This is a genomic window from Roseovarius sp. MMSF_3281 (genome assembly GCF_030733685.1).
Classification (GTDB): Bacteria; Pseudomonadota; Alphaproteobacteria; order Rhodobacterales; family Rhodobacteraceae; genus Roseovarius.
The window spans coordinates 79,934-97,113 of sequence record NZ_JASHIM010000010.1 but is presented as its reverse complement, the minus strand read 5'-3'; the positions used below and the strand labels follow the sequence as shown (position 1 = coordinate 97,113).

Below are 17,180 nucleotides of genomic sequence, written 5' to 3'. Positions count from 1 at the left end.
CAAGGCTTGCCGGGCCTGCGTCCATATGCTGATCTCGGTTTTGCCGGATCACATCTTACAGCTTCCCCCAAAGGGCCAATATGCGTCTTCTCATTCTTCTACTAGGCCTTGCCATGGGCCCGCTCACCCCCCTGCCCGCCACCGCCCAGAACCGTGCACAAGTCGAGGCGCAATTCCAGAACTGGCTGTCGCAAACCCTTTGGCCACGGGCGAAGGCCAAGGGCGTCAGCCGCGCCACCTTCAACGCCGCCTTCGATGGCATCCGCCTGAATTGGGATTTGCCCGATCTGGTCCCGCCCGGCAGCCGCGCCCAAACCCCCAAACGTCAAAGGCAGGCCGAATTCGGCGCGCCCGACAAGTATTTCAATCGCGGCTCGGTCAACGGGGCCACAGCGACGGGCCGCAAGCTGGCCCGCCAATACGCGCAAACCTTGGCCCGCGTGGAACGCGCCACGGGCGTTCCGGGGCATATCATCCTTGCCATCTGGGGCCGAGAAAGCAGCTATGGCCGCGTTGCCATTCCGCATAACGTCTTCGAGGTTCTGGGCACCAAGGGGTTCATGAGCACCCGCGCCGAGTATTTCACCGATGAACTCATCGCCGCCCTGCAAATCGCCCAAGCGGGCCACGCCCCCAGCGGGGCAATGAAAAGCAGTTGGGCGGGCGCATTGGGACAGCCGCAATTCATGCCCTCGTCCTTCCTGAAATACGCCGCCGACGGCAATGGCGACGGGCGCGCCGACATATGGCGCTCCGAGGTGGATACGCTGGCCTCCATCGGCAACTACCTTGCGCGCCACGGCTGGGTCAAAGGGCGCGACTGGGGGTTCGAGGTGCGGGTTCCGGCCTCGGTCTCCTGCACATTGGAAGGCCCAGATCAGGGCCGCACGATCAACCGTTGGGCCGCCATGGGCATCACGCGGGTGAACGGCAAGGCCTTCCCGGCCCATGAACAACGCGGCCAAGGCTTCCTTCTGATGCCCGCAGGCCGAAACGGCCCCGCCTTCATCGTGACCCCCAATTTCTATGTCCTGAAAGATTACAACATGAGCGACCTTTACGCGCTTTTCGTCGGTCACGTGGGCGACCGGATCGCCTATGGCATGGGCGATTTCGAGGGGCGCTGGGGCAATGTGGACCGCATGTACCGCTCGGATATCGCCGCCATGCAGCGTGGGCTAGAGGGTATGGGCCATGACGTGGGCGGCGCCGATGGTTTGCCCGGCTTCAAAACCCGCCGCTCCATCGGCCGCTGGCAGGAGGCGCGCGGCCAGCGCGCCACCTGCTTTCCCGAACCGGGGATGAAAGCGGCACTGGCGCGGTAAAGGAGAAAGCCGCGCCATTGACGACGCGCGCGGGGGCGATTGACCCTTTGGGGCGGATGCACTTTATGGCTGCCGTGTCCGCAGGGCCTTAAGCGGCGCTCGGCAGTTGCCAAGGCGCGTCGTCCTTGGCGCGGCGGGCCTCGATTCCGCGCCGCCACCAAATCCAGAAAGCCAGAGCGAACAAGCGATTTCGAAATCGCTTGCCCAAGGCGTTTCGAAACGCCTTGCCCGCCAAACACAAAACGGCCCGCCACAGAGGCGGGCCGCTTACTTCATCCCATGGGAAATGCTCAGGCTTCGACCCAACGGTCCTTGAAATCGAAGGCCGCGTCGTAACCAAACAACGCCGCAGCCCCGCCGGTGTGCAGGAAGACCACCCGCTCACCCTTCTTGAAATGGCCCTTGCGGATCAGGTCAATCAGGCCCGCCGCGCCCTTGGCCGAATAGACCGGGTCCAGCAGGATCGACTCCAGCTCGGCAAACATGCGGATCGCTTCCAGGCCGCTTTCGGTCGGGATGCCATAACCCTCACCGACATAATCGGTGTTGGCCACCACATCCTCGCGCTTGACCACCCCGGCACAGCCCAGCTTCTCGGCGGTAGCGCAGGCAAGGTTATAGACGTTCTCTTCCTGCTTGGGCTTGGGCGCACGCACCCCGATCCCCAGAAGCGGAATCTGCGCGTTCATCGCCTGAAGGCCAGTGATCAGGCCCGCCTGCGTGCCCGCGCTGCCGGTGGCATGCACCAGATGGTCGATCTTCAAACCCGTGCTGTTCACCTGGTTCAGCAATTCAAAGGCACAGTTCACATAGCCCAGCGCGCCGGTGGCGTTCGAGCCGCCACCGGGAATGGTGTAAACCTTCTTGCCATCGGCGCGCAGCTTGTCGGCCACCGCTTCCATCTCGGCGTTCATGTCGCCGCCGCCGGGGCGTTTCTCGGTGGTGGCCCCGTGCAGATGGTCCAGCAACACGTTGCCGTTATAGTTATAGTTGGGGTCGTTCGAACCTGTCCGGTCTTCCAGCAGGATGTGACATTTCATGCCCAGTTTGGCGGCGAAGGCAGCCGTTTGCCGCGCGTGGTTCGATTGCGTGGCCCCTTGGGTCATGACCATGTCAGCGCCCTGCGCCTCGGCCTCGGCCATCAGGAATTCCAGCTTGCGGGTCTTGTTGCCACCGGTGCTGAGGCCGGTGCAATCGTCACGCTTGATCCAGATTTCAGGCCCACCCAGTTCCGCGCTCAGGCGGTCCAGACGTTCCAGGGGCGTCGGAAGATGGGCAAGGAAATGGCGGGGGAAGCGGGCAAGATGCATGACGGGTATCCTCTCATATTGATTAATTCGACTGATACACCCTGTAATCAGCTATTCCAAATGCGAATGACGCAATCCAAAATGCAAAACTTGCACTTTATGGCCCGACAGCACATACCGTCCCCATGCGACTCGATTGGCTCGAAGATATCCTCGCCGTGCTCGATACCGGCTCTTTCGTGCGCGCGGCCGAGCGGCGCAACCTCACGCAATCGGCCTTCACCCGCCGCATCCGCGCCATCGAAGACAGCCTCGGCGCTCCGCTTTTCGACCGCAGCCACAAACCCGTCACCCTGCTACCCGCGATCCGTGAACAGGAGGCCCAGATGCGCCGCCTCGCCTCGGACCTGCGCGCGCTTGGCGATAGCCTGCGGGGCGCGGCCCTAGGGCAGGATCGGGCGATCTCGCTGGCCTGTCAGCACGCGATCACGACCACGGTTTCACCCGCGCTCGTGCGCCACCTGACCGAGGCAACCGGCGCCTCGGTCCGGGTGCGTTCGGGCAACCGCGACGAATGCCTGTTGATGCTGCTCTCGGGCGAGGTCGACCTGGTGGTCAGCTACGATCTGGCCGGAACCGATGCCGCGCCGACCCCGGCCTTCCATGACCACAGCCTGGGGCAGGAAACCCTGCGGCCGGTCTGCATCCCCGCGGTTGCGCAAACCCTGCACGAGGGCCCCCTGCCCGTCATCACCTACCCGCGCGAGGTTTTTCTGGGCCAAGTGATGGAGTCGCACGTCTGGCCTCGCCTGCCCACCGGCACCCACCTACATCGCAAGGCCGAAACCGCCCTGACGCTGGCGGCCTATCACTATGCGCTGGATGGCATCGGTGTGGCCTGGCTTCCCGGCTCTCTGGTGGCACAAGATCTTGAGGCCGGCACCCTGCTGGACCCATTCGGCACAGAGCTGCAGATCACCCTCGAAACCCGGCTTTTACGCCTGCGCGAAAGCGCGAGGGACAGCGCGCTTGAGGCTTGGGATATCCTTGTTCAGGACGGGGCCTAAAGCGTTTCGCGAAAAACCTGAGCAACAGATTTTCGCGAAACGCAGTGCTCCGCTCAATCGTTGCACGCGTTCCGCCTTTCGCTGATGCCTCAGGTTAAAGGCGGAACGCTTTAACGCTCGGCACCTGATACAGGTCGCGCGGTCATCCCCTTTCCAATAAAGCTCCAAACCACCGTTGTGCGCAGGGATCGGAATTTGCAAAGTCTTGCACGCTTCCGGACAGCGGCCTTTCGTCTGGCGTGCAGCGAATAACGGGTTGGGTCCATTTTACTTGATGCTGCGCTCCGTACGAACGTCGGCTTTGTCGTGCGAACGGGTGAAGCGACTTTATTGTGCTGTTTCTTCCACCGTGAGACGAACCGTTTCAAGAACCCTCTGTAAGTCAGCCTTCGGAATACCACCAAAAGCGAGACGCAATGCCTGTGGGATAACGGTTGTCGTCGCGAAGGGCTCTGCACTGGATGTCGAAACTCCTCGCTCTTTCAATGCAGCGACAATCGGTTCGGCGCGCATTCTGCTTCCAAGCCAGATCCAAGAAAAACCGGCATTGTGGTGGGAGCTGTGTGACATATTGGGCAAGGACATTCGGCAGATGTTCTGACGCTCTGCGCCGTCTCGTTTACGGTCGTTTTCGAATCTAGCCAATGTTCCGTCTTCAATCCAATTCGTGACAAGTCCAGAAATCAATGCCGGGGCATTCCAAGTCGTTGCCCTGATTGCCTCAAGAAGGCTGGGAATGCACCGCGACGGAGACACGAGGTAGCCAAGGCGCAGCCCTGTCGCGAGGCTCTTGGAAAACCCTCCAACATGGATTGTTTGTTCTGGCGCGAGAGCCGTGAAGCTCGGCGGCGGATCACTTTCCAGAAACGCGTAAGCCCCGTCCTCGATGATGAGAAGATCGTGTGCTTGTGCGACTTCGGCAATTCGCAGCCGCGTGGCCAAATCCATGACCGATCCCAGCGGATTGTGCACAGTTGGCATAAGATAAACCGCCCGTAGCTTGCGCACGCGGCAATGTCTTTCCAGCGCATCCGGGTCCATGATACCTTCCGTTCCCTCCACCGGAACGAGATCCAATCCTTGCAGCGCCGCAACCGACTTAAAGCCAGGGTAAGTCAAATAATCGGTGGCAATTGCCTCGCCTCTCTGGAACAAACCGAAGGAGATGGTTGCGAGGCCATGCTGACCGCCAGAGGTAATCAGTAGATTTTCCGGCGAGACCGAACCAAGGGCAGGTTTGAGGCTTTCGGCTATGATCCGGCGTTCGTGCGCCCGCCCACCATGTGGCTGGTAGCGCAACATTGCTTCGAGATCGCCAGCAGATGAAAGCCGCCGCAGCCCGGCCCGGAGTATTTCAGCGTCACCCGCGTCACCGGGCATATTGAACACAAGGTCGATTAAGCCTTCAGTGTCGGTCTGATGAACACCAAGTGTCGGCGGCAGGCCAAGATCACGCACGAATGTGCCACGTCCTGCCTCCCCGACCACCTCCGCGCGCCGCTCAAGCTCCTTGTAAACTCGCGTTGCCGTCGCCAGAGCCACGTTGCATTTCTCGGCAAATGCACGATGTGTCGGCAACTTTGTTCCCGGTGCTAACGTTCCCTCGCGGATCGCGATGGACAGAGTGTCCGCAAGACGCAGGTATCGGGGTTTCTGCTTCAATGAACTGTACCTAGTACAATATAAAAATTGTCATACACAAATCATCATGACATTGCGGATCCATGTCAACCATCGAGGTCCGCCAATGCCCAAACTGATCCCCGTTTCGTTACTCGCGATTGGCCTGTTCACAGTCACCTTCGCCGTGAACCTTCAAGCCCCGCTGTATGATGTCTATGCAGCAAAAAGCGGTGTTGGAACGACGGCCGTGACCATTGCTTTCGCGGCCTATGTTGCTGGGCTGATGCCAACCTTGTTGCTGCTGGGTGGGTTGTCCGACCGGATCGGCAGACGGGTTCCCATTGCCCTTGCCTTGGTTCTCGGAGCCGCAGCCACGGCACTCCTCGTGCAAATGCCGAGTTGGACCAGCCTCGTGATCGCCAGATTCATGCTCGGGGTCGGGACTGGGCTCGCGACGACCGCCGGAACCGCCTACATGACCGAAATACTTGGCGTGGATCGGGCAAAAACAGCTGCATTGATCGTGACCTCAGCCACATCTCTCGGCTTCGGCGGCGGAGCATTAGCGACAGGGGTAAGCCTTGGCGTCCAAGGACAGACATTGCTACCTGCCAGTTACATCATCCTGTTTGTCATTGCTCCCGTCCTTGCGATGATCACCCTGGCTCTACCGCGCGTGGATACACCCCGTGCTGTTTCACTGTTGCGCCTCCCCGTATTTCCAGCAGGTACATGGGTGTTCGGCGCGGCAATGGCTTTGGCGTGGTCCACCACCGGCATGACCATTGCTGTTGTACCGCTGGAATTGGCCGAGAATGACTTTGGCGGTTGGACCGGATTGGTTATTTTTCTCGCGATCTTCGTGGGTTTTCTATGTCAGCCGATTGCGCGCCGTATGACCAACAATCAGGCTTTGACGCTTGGCTTTGTCTTGATTCCTCTGGGGTTCATAGTCCTGCTGGCCGGGGTATGGCTGAAGCTTTTGCCCCTCGTTCTTTTGGGAACCTGCATCACGAGTGCCGCCAGCTATGGGTTCACCTACCTCGCCTCACTCGCCGAAGTCTCATTGCGCGGCCCGGATGACCGTGCGCGTGCAACGGCAGGTCTGTTCGTCTATGCCTATTTCGGGTTTTCGCTGCCGGTCATCGCCAGCGGCATCTTGGCAGACAGACTTGGCCTTCTGGGCGCAATGATCGTCTTTGCAGTTGTGCAAAGCTCAGTGACAGCGTTGATCGTTGTGATCTGGAAAAAGCTCACGGAGCCCCGGCTATCCACCCCACATGCCGGATAAAACAGCCATTCGTACTGCTGCAGTGAAATGGCGCTCCGTTCCCATCTCGGCCACTCAACAAGCGCAGTGCGAGCATCTGCTTTTGCCTGCCCCTTCACGCCTTGGCATGACGTTCAGAACACTACCCCGCGCGTTGCAAAATCCCCTGCAAACAGGCCACATCCAAAGCCACCGGATTGCCCTTCATCGAGGACGATCCAACCGCCGCCTCGGCCACGCCTTCGAATTGCGCGGGCTCCAATCCCATCGCCTGCAAGCCCGGCAGGCCAGCCGCCCGCGCCCATGCCTCCAGCGTCGCGGGGGCCTCGTCCGGTTCACCGCCCAAGGCCTCGGCAATCCAGCCGCGCACTTCGCCCAAGCGCGCCGCCGTCTCCCCCTCGGCCCGCTGTGCGTTTTCCTCCAGGACAAAGGGCAAAAGCCGCCCGCAGACCGCCCCATGCGGCGCGGGCGAGACCCCGCCAATCGGCCCTGCCAGCCCATGCACCGCGCCTAATCCGGCATTGGCCAGCGCCAGACCGCCCGACAGGCTGCACCATGCCAGATCATCGCGCGCCGCTTTGTCCTCGCCCTCGTCCAGCAAGCGCCGCAAGGCGCGCAGCCCCGGCGCAATCGCCGCGCGGCAAAGGGCATCCGTCATCCGGTTGGCCTTGGAACTGACATAAGGCTCGATCACCTGCGTTACGGCATCCAAGCCACTGGCCAGCGTCACCGACCTGGGCAGCCCATCGGTCAGCCCCGGGTCCACCAAGGCCAGATCGGGCAGCATCCGCGCATTGCGCAGCGAAACCTTGCGCCCCGCCTCCGGCACGCCGATGACCGCGTTCTTGGTCACCTCCGCGCCTGTGCCTGCGGTGCTGGGCAACGCGATGAAGGGCAAGGGATCGGCCTCCAACGGCAATCCCTGCCCGACCACCTCCAGATGGTCCAGCATGGGCCGCGTGGCGGGCACTAAACCGGCAATCGCCTTGCCCGCGTCGATCACTGCCCCGCCACCAAGGCTGACGACGACCTGCGCGCCATGGTCCCGCGCGGCCTTAACCCCGGCCTCGATCAGCGCCACGTCCGGCTCTCGCCCACAGGCAAACCCGGCCACCTCGGCGCCCGCCGCCTGCAAGGCCTCGGACAACCACCCGGCCCGCGCCACCGTGGCCCCGTGCACCAACAACACCCGTGCGCCAAAGCCCAAGGCCCGCGGGATCGCCTCTGCGGCCACACCGCGACCGAAACGGATTTCCCCCGCGGTCTGAAAACTGAACATCGCGCCTACTCCGATTGCCATTTCAACACCTCATTGCGCAACTGCCCCACCTGTTCAACCAGATGGGCGCAAAACGCTTGGGATATGCGCGAGGCCGTGGCATGCGCGGGCATGGGCCCCTGCCAAGGGCGCTATTGCGGGCTGACTGTTTTGGCGCTACTGGCCACGGCCAACGGGCAAGACATGGACGAGACCGGCTATACCGCATCCGCCCCCCTGAAACCCGTCACCCTTGGCGAGCTGGCCGCGATGGACAGCACCGCGCAGAACGCCGCAGAACAATCGATAAACAAAGGATAATACCATGATCGAACGAATCGACACCGCCACCCGGATGAGCAAGATCGTCAAGCACAACGGCGTGGCCTATCTCTGTGGCCAAGTGGGCGACGGTGAGACCGCCGCAGAACAGACCCGCGATTGCCTGTCGCGCGTCGATGCCCTACTGGAAAAGGTCGGCTCCTCGCGCGAGCGTATCCTGCAGGCCATCGTCTGGATTTCCGACATGAAATACTTTGCCGAGATGAACGAGGTCTGGGATGCATGGATCCCCGAAGGCCACGCCCCCGCCCGCGCCTGCGGCGAGGCGAAACTGGCCCGCGATGTGCTCAAGGTCGAAGTGATCGTCACCGCCGCCTGCGATTGATTTCCAACGCCCGGCATCAAGCGGCCTCCGTCGGATTCGGGTATTTTTACCAAGAAAAAACCACACTCGCTTTTTCTTGGTTCAAATACCCATATCCGCAGGGTCAGGCCGGGTGCGGGGCTAGGGCATGACGCCTCTGCGCTAGAACTCCTCGACCGTGACCACCCCGGTCAGGCTTTTGATCGCGCCCTTGATCTGCGGGTTGACGGGAAACTCGTCCCCCGCGTCGATCTCGACCTCGCCGGGCAGCCCCTGCGCCATCAGGCAGAACTGCACCGGGCCGCGCGCGCCCTTGGCGGCGTTTTGGGCGTTCTGCAAAAGCTGCGCGACCGAGGCGATGGCGTTTTCCGTGTCCACGAAAATGCGCAGGCCCATGGCGCCTGCATCGGCGACCACCCCATCAATGGGCGAGACCGACCGGCCCAAAAGCTTTAACTGATCGCTTTCCATCGTCGCCTCGGCGGTCACCACCACCTGCGCGCCGGTCTCCAGAAATTCGCGCGATTTTTCCAAGGTTTCGGAAAACAGCGTGATTTCATAGCCCCCCGTGGTATCGGAAAGCTGCACGAAGGCAAAACGGTTGCCACGCGCCGATTTCCGCTCTTGCCGGGCGGCGACGACCCCCGCCATCTTGACCAGCACGGCGCCCTTTTGCCCGGCCTCCGCAGTGACCTCGTCCAGCGTCTTGACCTTTTGGCGCTTGAGCGCGCCCATGTAGTCGTCCAGCGGATGGCCCGACAGGTAAAAGCCCACCGCCTTGAATTCCTCGGTCAGGCGCTCGGCGGGCAGCCAGTCCTGCACCGGGCTCAGGCGCGGTTCGGGCAGGTCGTCGCCCGCCTCACCGAAAAGCGACACCTGGTTGGAGTTTTTCTGTTCGTGAATCGCCGCCGAGTAGTTCATCAGCGCCTCGATGCTGTCGAAGACCCTCCGGCGGTTGGTATCCAGTTCGTCAAAGCCCCCGGCGCGGGCCAGCATCTCCAGTGGCCGCTTGCCGATCTTCTTCAGGTCCACCCGGCGGGCAAAATCGTAAAGCGTGGCAAAGGGTTTCTCGCCGCGCCCCTCCACGATCAGGCGCATCGCCTCGACGCCCACATTCTTCAAAGCGCCCAGCGCATAGTGCAACACGCCCTGCCGCACCTTGAACACCGCCTCCGAGCGGTTCACGCAGGGCGGCGCATAGGGCAGCTTCAGCCCCTTCTTCACCTCTTCGAAATAAACGGCCAGCTTGTCGGTCAGGTGAATATCGCAGTTCATCACCCCGGCCATGAATTCCACCGGGTGATTGGCCTTGAGCCACGCGGTTTGATACGACACCACCGCATAGGCCGCCGCGTGGGATTTGTTGAAGCCGTAGTTGGCAAATTTATCCAGCAGGTTCCAGACTTCGAGCGCTTTGTCGTCGTCCACCCCGTTTGCCTTGGCGCCCTCGATGAATTTCGGGCGTTCGGCGTCCATCGCCTCCTGGATCTTCTTCCCCATGGCCCGGCGCAACAGGTCCGCGCCGCCCAGTGTATATCCCGCCATTTCCTGCGCGATCTGCATCACCTGTTCCTGGTAGACGATGATGCCCTGTGTCTCGTCGAGGATGTGATCGACCGAAGGATGCAGGTAGTCGCGGTCGCTAAGCTCGTTCTTGACCTCGCAATACTTGGGAATGTTTTCCATCGGGCCTGGCCGGTAAAGCGCCACGAGGGCGACGATATCCTCGATGCAGGTGGGCTTCATGCGTTTGAGGGCATCCATCATGCCCGAGCTTTCCACCTGGAACACCGCCACCGTCTTGGCTCGGGCGTAAAGCTCATAGGTCTTTGCGTCGTCCAGCGGGATTTGCCCGATGTCGTTCTCTGCCCCCTCGAAGGGCTCGTAAATCGTGCTGCCGTCTTGCGCGATATGCAGATCACGCCCCTCGGCGTGGATCTGTTCGATGGCATTTTGAATGACCGTCAGGGTTTTCAGGCCCAGAAAGTCGAATTTCACAAGCCCCGCTTGTTCCACCCATTTCATGTTGAACTGCGTGGCAGGCATGTCCGAGCGCGGGTCCTGGTACAAAGGCACCAGCTCGTCCAATGGCCTGTCGCCGATCACGACCCCGGCGGCGTGGGTCGAGGCATTGCGCAACAAACCCTCCACCTGCATGCCGTATTTCAACAGGCGGTCCACCACCTCCTCGTTGCGCGCCTCCTCGCTCAGGCGCGGCTCGTCCTTGAGGGCCTTTTCAATCGAGATCGGCTTGACGCCCTCCACCGGGATCATCTTCGACAGGCGGTCCACCTGCCCGTAAGGCATTTGCAAGACCCGGCCAATGTCGCGCACCGCGGCCTTGGACAGCAGCGCACCAAAGGTGATGATCTGCCCCACCTTGTCGCGACCGTATTTTTCCTGAACGTAATGAATCACCTCCTCGCGGCGATCCATGCAAAAGTCGATATCGAAGTCGGGCATGCTGACCCGTTCGGGGTTCAGGAACCGTTCGAACAGCAATGAATAGCGCAGCGGGTCAAGGTCGGTGATCGTCAGGGCATAGGCCACAAGGCTACCCGCGCCCGAGCCCCGCCCCGGCCCCACCGGGATATCCTGTTCCTTGGCCCATTTGATAAAGTCCGCAACGATCAGGAAATAGCCCGGGAACCCCATACCCTCGATAATATCCAGCTCGAAATCCAGCCGCTTGTGATAGTCCTCGACGCTGGTCGCATGCGGGATCACCGCCAGACGCGCCTCAAGCCCCTCCTTGGCCTGACGGCGCAATTCCTCAACCTCGTCATCGGCGAACCTGGGCAGGATCGGATCACGCCGATAGGTGCCAAAGGCACAACGTTTGGCAATCTCCACCGTGTTTTCAACGGCCTCGGGCAGATCGGCAAACAGGGTGACCATCTCGCCCGGGGTCTTGAAATAGTGCTGCGGGGTCAATCGGCGGCGCGGGGCGGACTGATCCACATAGGCCCCCTCGGCCACACAGATCATCGCGTCATGCGCCTCGTACATCTTTTCTTGTGGAAAATAGACGTCATTAGTGGCCACAATCGGCAGGTCCATGGCATAGGCCATCTCGACAAAGCCCCGCTCGGTCAGACGCTCGGCCTCGGGTGCGCCCTCCTCGCCGGGGTGGCGCTGCAATTCCACGTAAAGCCTATCGCCGAAAGCCGCCTTCAGCCGCTCCATCAAGGCCTGCGCCGCAGGCCGTTGGCCTGCCTGCAACAGCCGCCCAACCGGCCCGTCCGGCCCACCCGTCAGGCAAATGACTGACCCGGCATAGCGTTCCAACTCCTCGATCGTGACATGGGCCAACTGGCCGTCGCCGCGCAGGTACAGGCAGGAGTTGAGCTTCATCAGGTGCTCATAGCCTTCCTCGTTCTGGGCCAGCAGAACCACCGGCGCGGGGGGCTTTGGCCGCTCGCCCGGTTGGACCTGCACATACTCCACATCCACCTGGCAGCCCATGATCGGCTGCACGCCCGCGCCCTGGGCGGTCACCGAAAACTCTAGGGCGGCAAACATATTGTTGCTGTCGGTCACGGCAACGGCGGGCATGCCCGCATCGGCACAAAGGCCCGGCAGCTTTTTCAACCGCACCGCCCCTTCCAGAAGGGAATATTCGGTATGGACACGAAGATGAATGAATCGGGGATCTTGGCTCATGCACCGATCCTATCCCGCCCCGCGCATGGGCAAAAGAGGGCAAAGGCCGCCCTGCCGAAAAACCGGGCAAATGCGGCCATGCCGCGCAGAAAAGCGTCACAGCCCCATTGCCCCCGCGCCCGCCCCTGCGCTAGTCAATGACAACCCTGATCAAGCCACCATCGGAATATCGCCGCGTGACCACCAGCTTGCTTACCATCTCGGGACTGACCAAGGCCTATCCCGGGGTCGTGGCGAACGATGACGTGTCTTTCGACATAGCCCCGGGCGAAGTGCACGCCCTGCTGGGCGAAAACGGCGCGGGCAAATCCACGCTGGTCAAGATGATCTACGGCCTCGTCAAACCCGACAGCGGCCGGATGGAGCTGCACGACAAAGCCTTCACCCCGCCCGAGCCACGTGCGGCGCGGGCTGCGGGCGTGGCCATGGTCTTTCAACACTTCTCGCTTTTCGACGCACTCAGCGTGGCGGAAAACGTGGCCCTCGGCATGGAAAACCCGCCCCGCCTGCGCGATCTGGCCGGGCAAATCCGCCGGGTGTCGGAAACATATGGCCTGCCGCTCGATCCGCACCGCATGGTGGGAGATCTTTCGGCCGGCGAAAGGCAACGGGTGGAGATCATCCGCTGCCTGCTGCAAGACCCGCAGCTTCTGATCATGGATGAACCGACCTCGGTACTGACACCGCAAGAGGTGGATATCCTTTTCGAGACCCTGCGCAAACTCACCGCCGAAGGGGTGGCGATCCTCTATATATCGCACAAGCTCGAGGAAATCCGCGCGCTCTGTGACCGCGCCACGATCCTGCGCCAGGGGCGCAACGTGGGCACCTGTATCCCGCGCGACACCTCGGCCCGCGACATGGCGCAAATGATGGTCGGCAGCAGCTTCGAGGCCCCCACCCGCGAAACCCGCACGGCCGGGGCCGTGGCCCTTGATGTCACCGGCCTTTCGCTGCCCGCGCCCTCGGCCTTCGGCACACCGCTGCGCAATATCCACCTTTCCCTGCGCGAGGGCGAAATCCTCGGCATCGGCGGGGTCGCGGGAAACGGGCAGGATGAGCTGCTGGCCGCGCTTTCGGGGGAGGCGCGTAGCCCCGCGCGTTCCATCGCCCTGCGCGAACGGCCCATCGGGCGGCTTGGCCCAACCGCCCGCCGCCGCATGGGCCTTCTGACCGCGCCCGAGGAACGGTTGGGCCACGCCGCCGCCCCGGACATGAGCCTGACCGAAAACGCCCTGCTTACCGGGGCCGACCGCGAAAACCTGCTGACCCGCGGGTTCATCCGCTGGCGCGCCGCCCGCGCCTTCGCCACCCGCGTGATCGACCGCTTCGACGTGCGCACACCGGGGGCGGACACGGCGGCGCGCGCCCTGTCAGGCGGCAACCTACAAAAATTCGTCATCGGGCGCGAGGTGCTGCAACGCCCCGAGGTCCTGGTCGTCAACCAACCCACATGGGGCGTCGATGCCGCCGCCGCCGCCGCGATTCGCCAAGCCCTGCTGGACCTTGCCGCGCATGGCAGCGCGATCCTCTGCATCAGCCAGGACCTCGATGAACTCATGGAAATCTCCGACCGTTTCGCCGCCTTAAACGAGGGTCGCCTCTCCGCCGCCCTGCCCACGCACGGGCTGAGCCTCGAAGAGATCGGCCTGATGATGGGTGGCGCCCATGGTATGGAGGTGGCGCATGGCTGATCACGTCCAACAAAGATTGCATGCCTCCGGCGGGGATATTTTCAAAAAGAAGAAAGCCGGCGCACCGATGCCCTTTCTTCTTTTTCCAAATATCCCGGGGGAGGCGTTGAAAGCCGCAGGGTTTCAACGTCGGGGGCAGAGCCCCCAAGTCACACCAATAAGGCGCACCGATGCTGAAGCTTGAAAAACGCCCCCAGCCCTCGCGCCTCTGGACATGGGCCGCGCCGCTTCTGGCGGTGGTGCTGACCATGCTACTGGGCGGCGCGCTGTTCGCCGCGCTTGGCAAGGATCCGGTCGAAGCGATCGCCACGATCTTCTGGCAACCGCTCTTTGGCGAGCACGCCTTTTACTATCGCCCGCAGCTTCTGGTCAAAGGCGCCCCCTTGGTGCTGATCGCCATCGGCCTTGCCTTGGGTTTCAAGGCGGGCATCTGGAACATCGGGGCCGAGGGGCAATATATCATCGGCGCGCTCACCGGCGCCGCCGTGGGGCTGGCCTTCTATCCGCTGGACGCATGGTACATCTTTCCGTTGATGGTCATGGTGGGGGCCTTGGGCGGCTGGCTTTGGGCAATGATCCCGGCGCTTTTGCGGGTGCAATTCGGCACCAATGAAATCCTTGTCTCGCTCATGCTGGTTTATGTGGCCGAGCAACTTCTGGCCGCCATGGCGCTTGGGCCGTTGAAAAACCCCGATGGCTACGGCTTCCCCGGCAGTCGCAATTTTCAGGAATATCCGGCAGCCCATAACGCCGAAATCCTCGGTGGTACCGGCATGCATTGGGGCGTGGTCGCGGCCCTGATCGCCGTGATCTTTGCTTATATCCTTCTGGGCCGCCACATCCTTGGTTACCAAATCCGCCTGACGGGTCAGGCCCCGCGCGCTGCGCGTTTCGCAGGCGTATCGCCCCCTCGCCTCATTCTCTTCTGCCTTGGCACCTCGGGCGCTTTGGCCGGGCTTGCCGGGCTTTTCGAAGTCTCCGGCCCCGCCGGCCAAGTCAGCATTGATTTCAACGTGGGCTATGGATTCACCGCCATCATCGTCGCCTTCCTTGGCCGGTTGCACCCGGTGGGCATCGCGCTGGCGGGTCTTTTAATGGCGCTCACCTATATCGGCGGCGAGATCGCGCAATCCAACCTCGGCCTGCCCTCGGCGGCAATCCAGATGTTCCAGGGCATGCTGCTTTTCGTGCTCTTGGCGGTGGACCTGCTGACCAACTACCGCATCCGGTTCAAAGCGGCACAGGTGGCATGATGGATCTTGGCTCGATCAACCCCGTCCTTCTGCTGGCCTCGCTCATGGTGGCGGCCACGCCCATCCTGATCGCCGCGCTTGGCGAACTGGTGGCCGAGCGCGCGGGTGTGCTGAACCTTGGCGTCGAGGGGATGATGATCACCGGCGCGATCTGCGGGTTTGCCGCGGCGGTCAATACCGGCTCCCCGCTTGTGGGGTTCATCGCCGCGGCCTTGGGCGGCGCGGGCCTTTCGCTGCTCTTTGCCTTCCTCACGCAAATCGCCCTGGCCAACCAAGTGGCCTCGGGCCTTGCGCTTACCCTCTTCGGCCTCGGGCTCAGCGCGCTTTTGGGCCAAGGCTACCAAGGCATCAAACCGCCGCCCACGGGCAAGCTTGATATCCCGCTCCTTGGCGATATCCCCGGCCTTGGCCCGGTCCTTTTCGGCCATGACATCATGGTCTATTTCGGCCTCGGGCTTTGTGCCGCCGTCTGGGGCATGTTGAAATACACCCGCGCTGGCCTCATCCTGCGGGCGGTGGGTGAAAACCACGATGCCGCCCACGCGCTGGGCTACAAGGTGGTGCGCGTACGTATCCTTGCCATCCTCTTCGGCGGGGCCTGCGCCGGGCTTGGCGGGGCCTACATCAGCCTCATCCGCGTGCCGCAATGGACCGAAGGCATGACCGCCGGCGCGGGCTGGATCGCGCTGGCGCTGGTGGTCTTTGCCAGTTGGAAGGCGGGCCGCGTCCTGCTGGGCGCGTGGCTTTTCGGCGGGGTCACGGTTCTGCAACTCAACCTGCAAGCCGCCGGAAGCGCCCTGCCGGTCGAATACCTGTCGATGTCGCCCTACTTGATCACCATTCTCGTGCTGGTCATCATGTCGGCCGACAAACCCCGCGCGCCCGCCTCATTGGGCCGCATTTTCCACGCCTCGCAATGAGGCCCCGTGAAACCGCAACACTTGAAAACCACCTGGGAGAAATAACCACATGACCCTTCTGAAAAAACTGGCCACCGCCGCCGTGGCGCTGGGCCTTGCCTCCTCGGCCATGGCCCAAGACACGACCAAGGTCGGCTTTATCTATGTCGGCCCCGTGGGCGACGGCGGCTGGACCTATGAACACGAGCAGGGCCGCCTCGCACTTGAAGAGCACTTTGGCGACAAGGTCGAAACCGTGTTTCAGGAAAGCGTCCCCGAAGGCGCAGACGCCGAACGCGCCATCACCCAGATGGCCCTCAACGGTGCCGACCTAATCTTCACCACCTCCTTTGGCTTCATGGAGCCCACCCTCGCCGTGGCCAAGAAGTTCCCCGACGTGAAATTCGAACACGCCACCGGCTTCAAAACGCTGCCCAATGTCTCGACCTACAGCGCCCGCTTCTACGAAGGCCGCGCCGTGCAGGGCCATATCGCCGGCAAAATGACCGAGTCCAACATCATCGGCTACATCGCCTCCTTCCCGATCCCCGAAGTGATCCGGGGCATCAACTCGGCCTATATCCATGCCAAGAAAGTGAACCCGGATGTCGAGTTCAAGATCATCTGGGCCTACACATGGTTCGATCCCGCGAAAGAGGCCGACGCCGCCACCGCCCTTATCGAACAGGGCGCCGACGTGATCTTGCAACACACCGACTCCACTGCGCCGCAGGCCGCGGCGGAAAAGGCCGGTGACGTCATCACCTTCGGACAAGCCTCGGATATGGGCGAATACGCGCCCCTGCCGCGCGTCAGTTCCATCATCGACAACTGGGCCCCCTACTACATCGAACGGACCCAGGCGGTCATGGACGGAACATGGGAAAGCGAACAGACATGGGACGGCATCGGCCCCGGCATGGTCGGCATCGGTGAAATCACCGACGCCGTGCCCGCCGACGTGAAGACCGAGGCGCTGGCCCTGAAAGAGGCCATGGCCAAGGGTGAGTATCACCCCTTTACCGGCCCGCTGAAAAAACAGGACGGCTCCGATTGGCTGGCCGAGGGCGAAGTGGCCGACGACGGCACCCTTCTGGGCATGGACTTCTACGTCGAAGGAATTTCCGGCGAGATCCCCAACTGATTCGAAACACTCCGAGCACCAAAGGCCCCGCCCCGCGCGGGGCCTTTTTGTTGGGTTCCACAGGCCCACCCCGCTGTAGGGTGTGCCG

14 protein-coding genes are annotated in these 17,180 nt (G+C 62.3%); 10 read left to right on the top strand and 4 right to left on the bottom strand.

Annotated features, from left to right (window positions below):
* Positions 1-80 precede the first annotated feature (80 nt).
* Positions 81-1,325, top strand: coding sequence for a lytic murein transglycosylase (locus RBB32_RS11590; RefSeq protein WP_306152867.1), 1,245 nt, complete (start codon positions 81-83; stop codon positions 1,323-1,325).
* Between the two features lie 290 nt (positions 1,326-1,615).
* On the opposite strand, the gene RBB32_RS11585 is transcribed toward RBB32_RS11590, so the two are convergent.
* A complete protein-coding gene (locus tag RBB32_RS11585; RefSeq protein WP_306152866.1) occupies positions 1,616-2,635 on the bottom strand; it encodes a D-cysteine desulfhydrase in 1,020 nt (339 codons plus the stop codon).
* 125 nt (positions 2,636-2,760) lie between these two features.
* Between RBB32_RS11585 and RBB32_RS11580 the strand changes: the two genes are divergently transcribed.
* Positions 2,761-3,642: a LysR family transcriptional regulator gene (locus tag RBB32_RS11580; protein ID WP_306152865.1), complete on the top strand. Its 882-nt coding sequence runs from the start codon at positions 2,761-2,763 to the stop codon at positions 3,640-3,642.
* A 327-nt stretch (positions 3,643-3,969) separates the two neighbouring features.
* Here the strand turns inward: RBB32_RS11580 and RBB32_RS11575 are convergent, their stop codons facing one another.
* The gene (locus RBB32_RS11575) at positions 3,970-5,304 is read right to left on the bottom strand and encodes a PLP-dependent aminotransferase family protein (protein WP_306152864.1); all 1,335 of its coding nucleotides are present in this window, start codon (positions 5,302-5,304) and stop codon (positions 3,970-3,972) included.
* Positions 5,305-5,389: 85 nt separating this feature from the next.
* Between RBB32_RS11575 and RBB32_RS11570 the strand changes: the two genes are divergently transcribed.
* Positions 5,390-6,556 carry an MFS transporter gene (locus tag RBB32_RS11570; protein ID WP_306152863.1) on the top strand — a complete coding sequence of 389 codons (1,167 nt, stop codon included), beginning with the start codon at positions 5,390-5,392 and terminating at the stop codon, positions 6,554-6,556.
* Positions 6,557-6,677: 121 nt separating this feature from the next.
* On the opposite strand, the gene RBB32_RS11565 is transcribed toward RBB32_RS11570, so the two are convergent.
* On the bottom strand, positions 6,678-7,835 hold the full coding sequence (locus RBB32_RS11565) for an iron-containing alcohol dehydrogenase (RefSeq protein WP_306152862.1): 1,158 nt from the start codon (positions 7,833-7,835) through the stop codon (positions 6,678-6,680).
* A gap of 90 nt (positions 7,836-7,925) precedes the next feature.
* Here RBB32_RS11565 and RBB32_RS11560 point away from each other — a divergent pair, with 90 nt between their 5' ends.
* Complete coding sequence (locus tag RBB32_RS11560; protein ID WP_306152861.1) at positions 7,926-8,114, top strand: hypothetical protein; 189 nt, start codon at positions 7,926-7,928, stop codon at positions 8,112-8,114.
* A 4-nt stretch (positions 8,115-8,118) separates the two neighbouring features.
* Positions 8,119-8,460, top strand: a complete 342-nt coding sequence (locus tag RBB32_RS11555) for a RidA family protein (protein WP_306152860.1) — start codon at positions 8,119-8,121, stop codon at positions 8,458-8,460.
* Positions 8,461-8,601: 141 nt separating this feature from the next.
* Here the strand turns inward: RBB32_RS11555 and dnaE are convergent, their stop codons facing one another.
* Positions 8,602-12,102: a DNA polymerase III subunit alpha gene (gene dnaE, locus RBB32_RS11550; RefSeq protein ID WP_306152859.1), complete on the bottom strand. Its 3,501-nt coding sequence runs from the start codon at positions 12,100-12,102 to the stop codon at positions 8,602-8,604.
* Between the two features lie 137 nt (positions 12,103-12,239).
* Here dnaE and RBB32_RS11545 point away from each other — a divergent pair, with 137 nt between their 5' ends.
* Genes RBB32_RS11545 through RBB32_RS11525 form a run of 5 tightly spaced genes read left to right on the top strand, consistent with a single transcriptional unit; the run spans position 12,240 to position 17,092 of the window.
* Complete coding sequence (locus tag RBB32_RS11545) at positions 12,240-13,796, top strand: ABC transporter ATP-binding protein (protein WP_371931048.1); 1,557 nt, start codon at positions 12,240-12,242, stop codon at positions 13,794-13,796.
* Positions 13,789-13,980: a hypothetical protein gene (locus RBB32_RS11540; RefSeq protein ID WP_306152858.1), complete on the top strand. Its 192-nt coding sequence runs from the start codon at positions 13,789-13,791 to the stop codon at positions 13,978-13,980. The genes RBB32_RS11545 and RBB32_RS11540 overlap by 8 nt, the downstream gene beginning before the upstream one ends.
* Positions 13,967-15,049: an ABC transporter permease gene (locus RBB32_RS11535; protein WP_306152857.1), complete on the top strand. Its 1,083-nt coding sequence runs from the start codon at positions 13,967-13,969 to the stop codon at positions 15,047-15,049. Before RBB32_RS11540 ends, RBB32_RS11535 begins: the two co-directional genes overlap by 14 nt.
* Positions 15,049-15,969, top strand: coding sequence for an ABC transporter permease (locus tag RBB32_RS11530; protein WP_306152900.1), 921 nt, complete (start codon positions 15,049-15,051; stop codon positions 15,967-15,969). Before RBB32_RS11535 ends, RBB32_RS11530 begins: the two co-directional genes overlap by 1 nt.
* A gap of 49 nt (positions 15,970-16,018) precedes the next feature.
* Positions 16,019-17,092, top strand: coding sequence for a BMP family ABC transporter substrate-binding protein (locus RBB32_RS11525; RefSeq protein WP_306152856.1), 1,074 nt, complete (start codon positions 16,019-16,021; stop codon positions 17,090-17,092).
* Positions 17,093-17,180 lie beyond the last annotated feature (88 nt).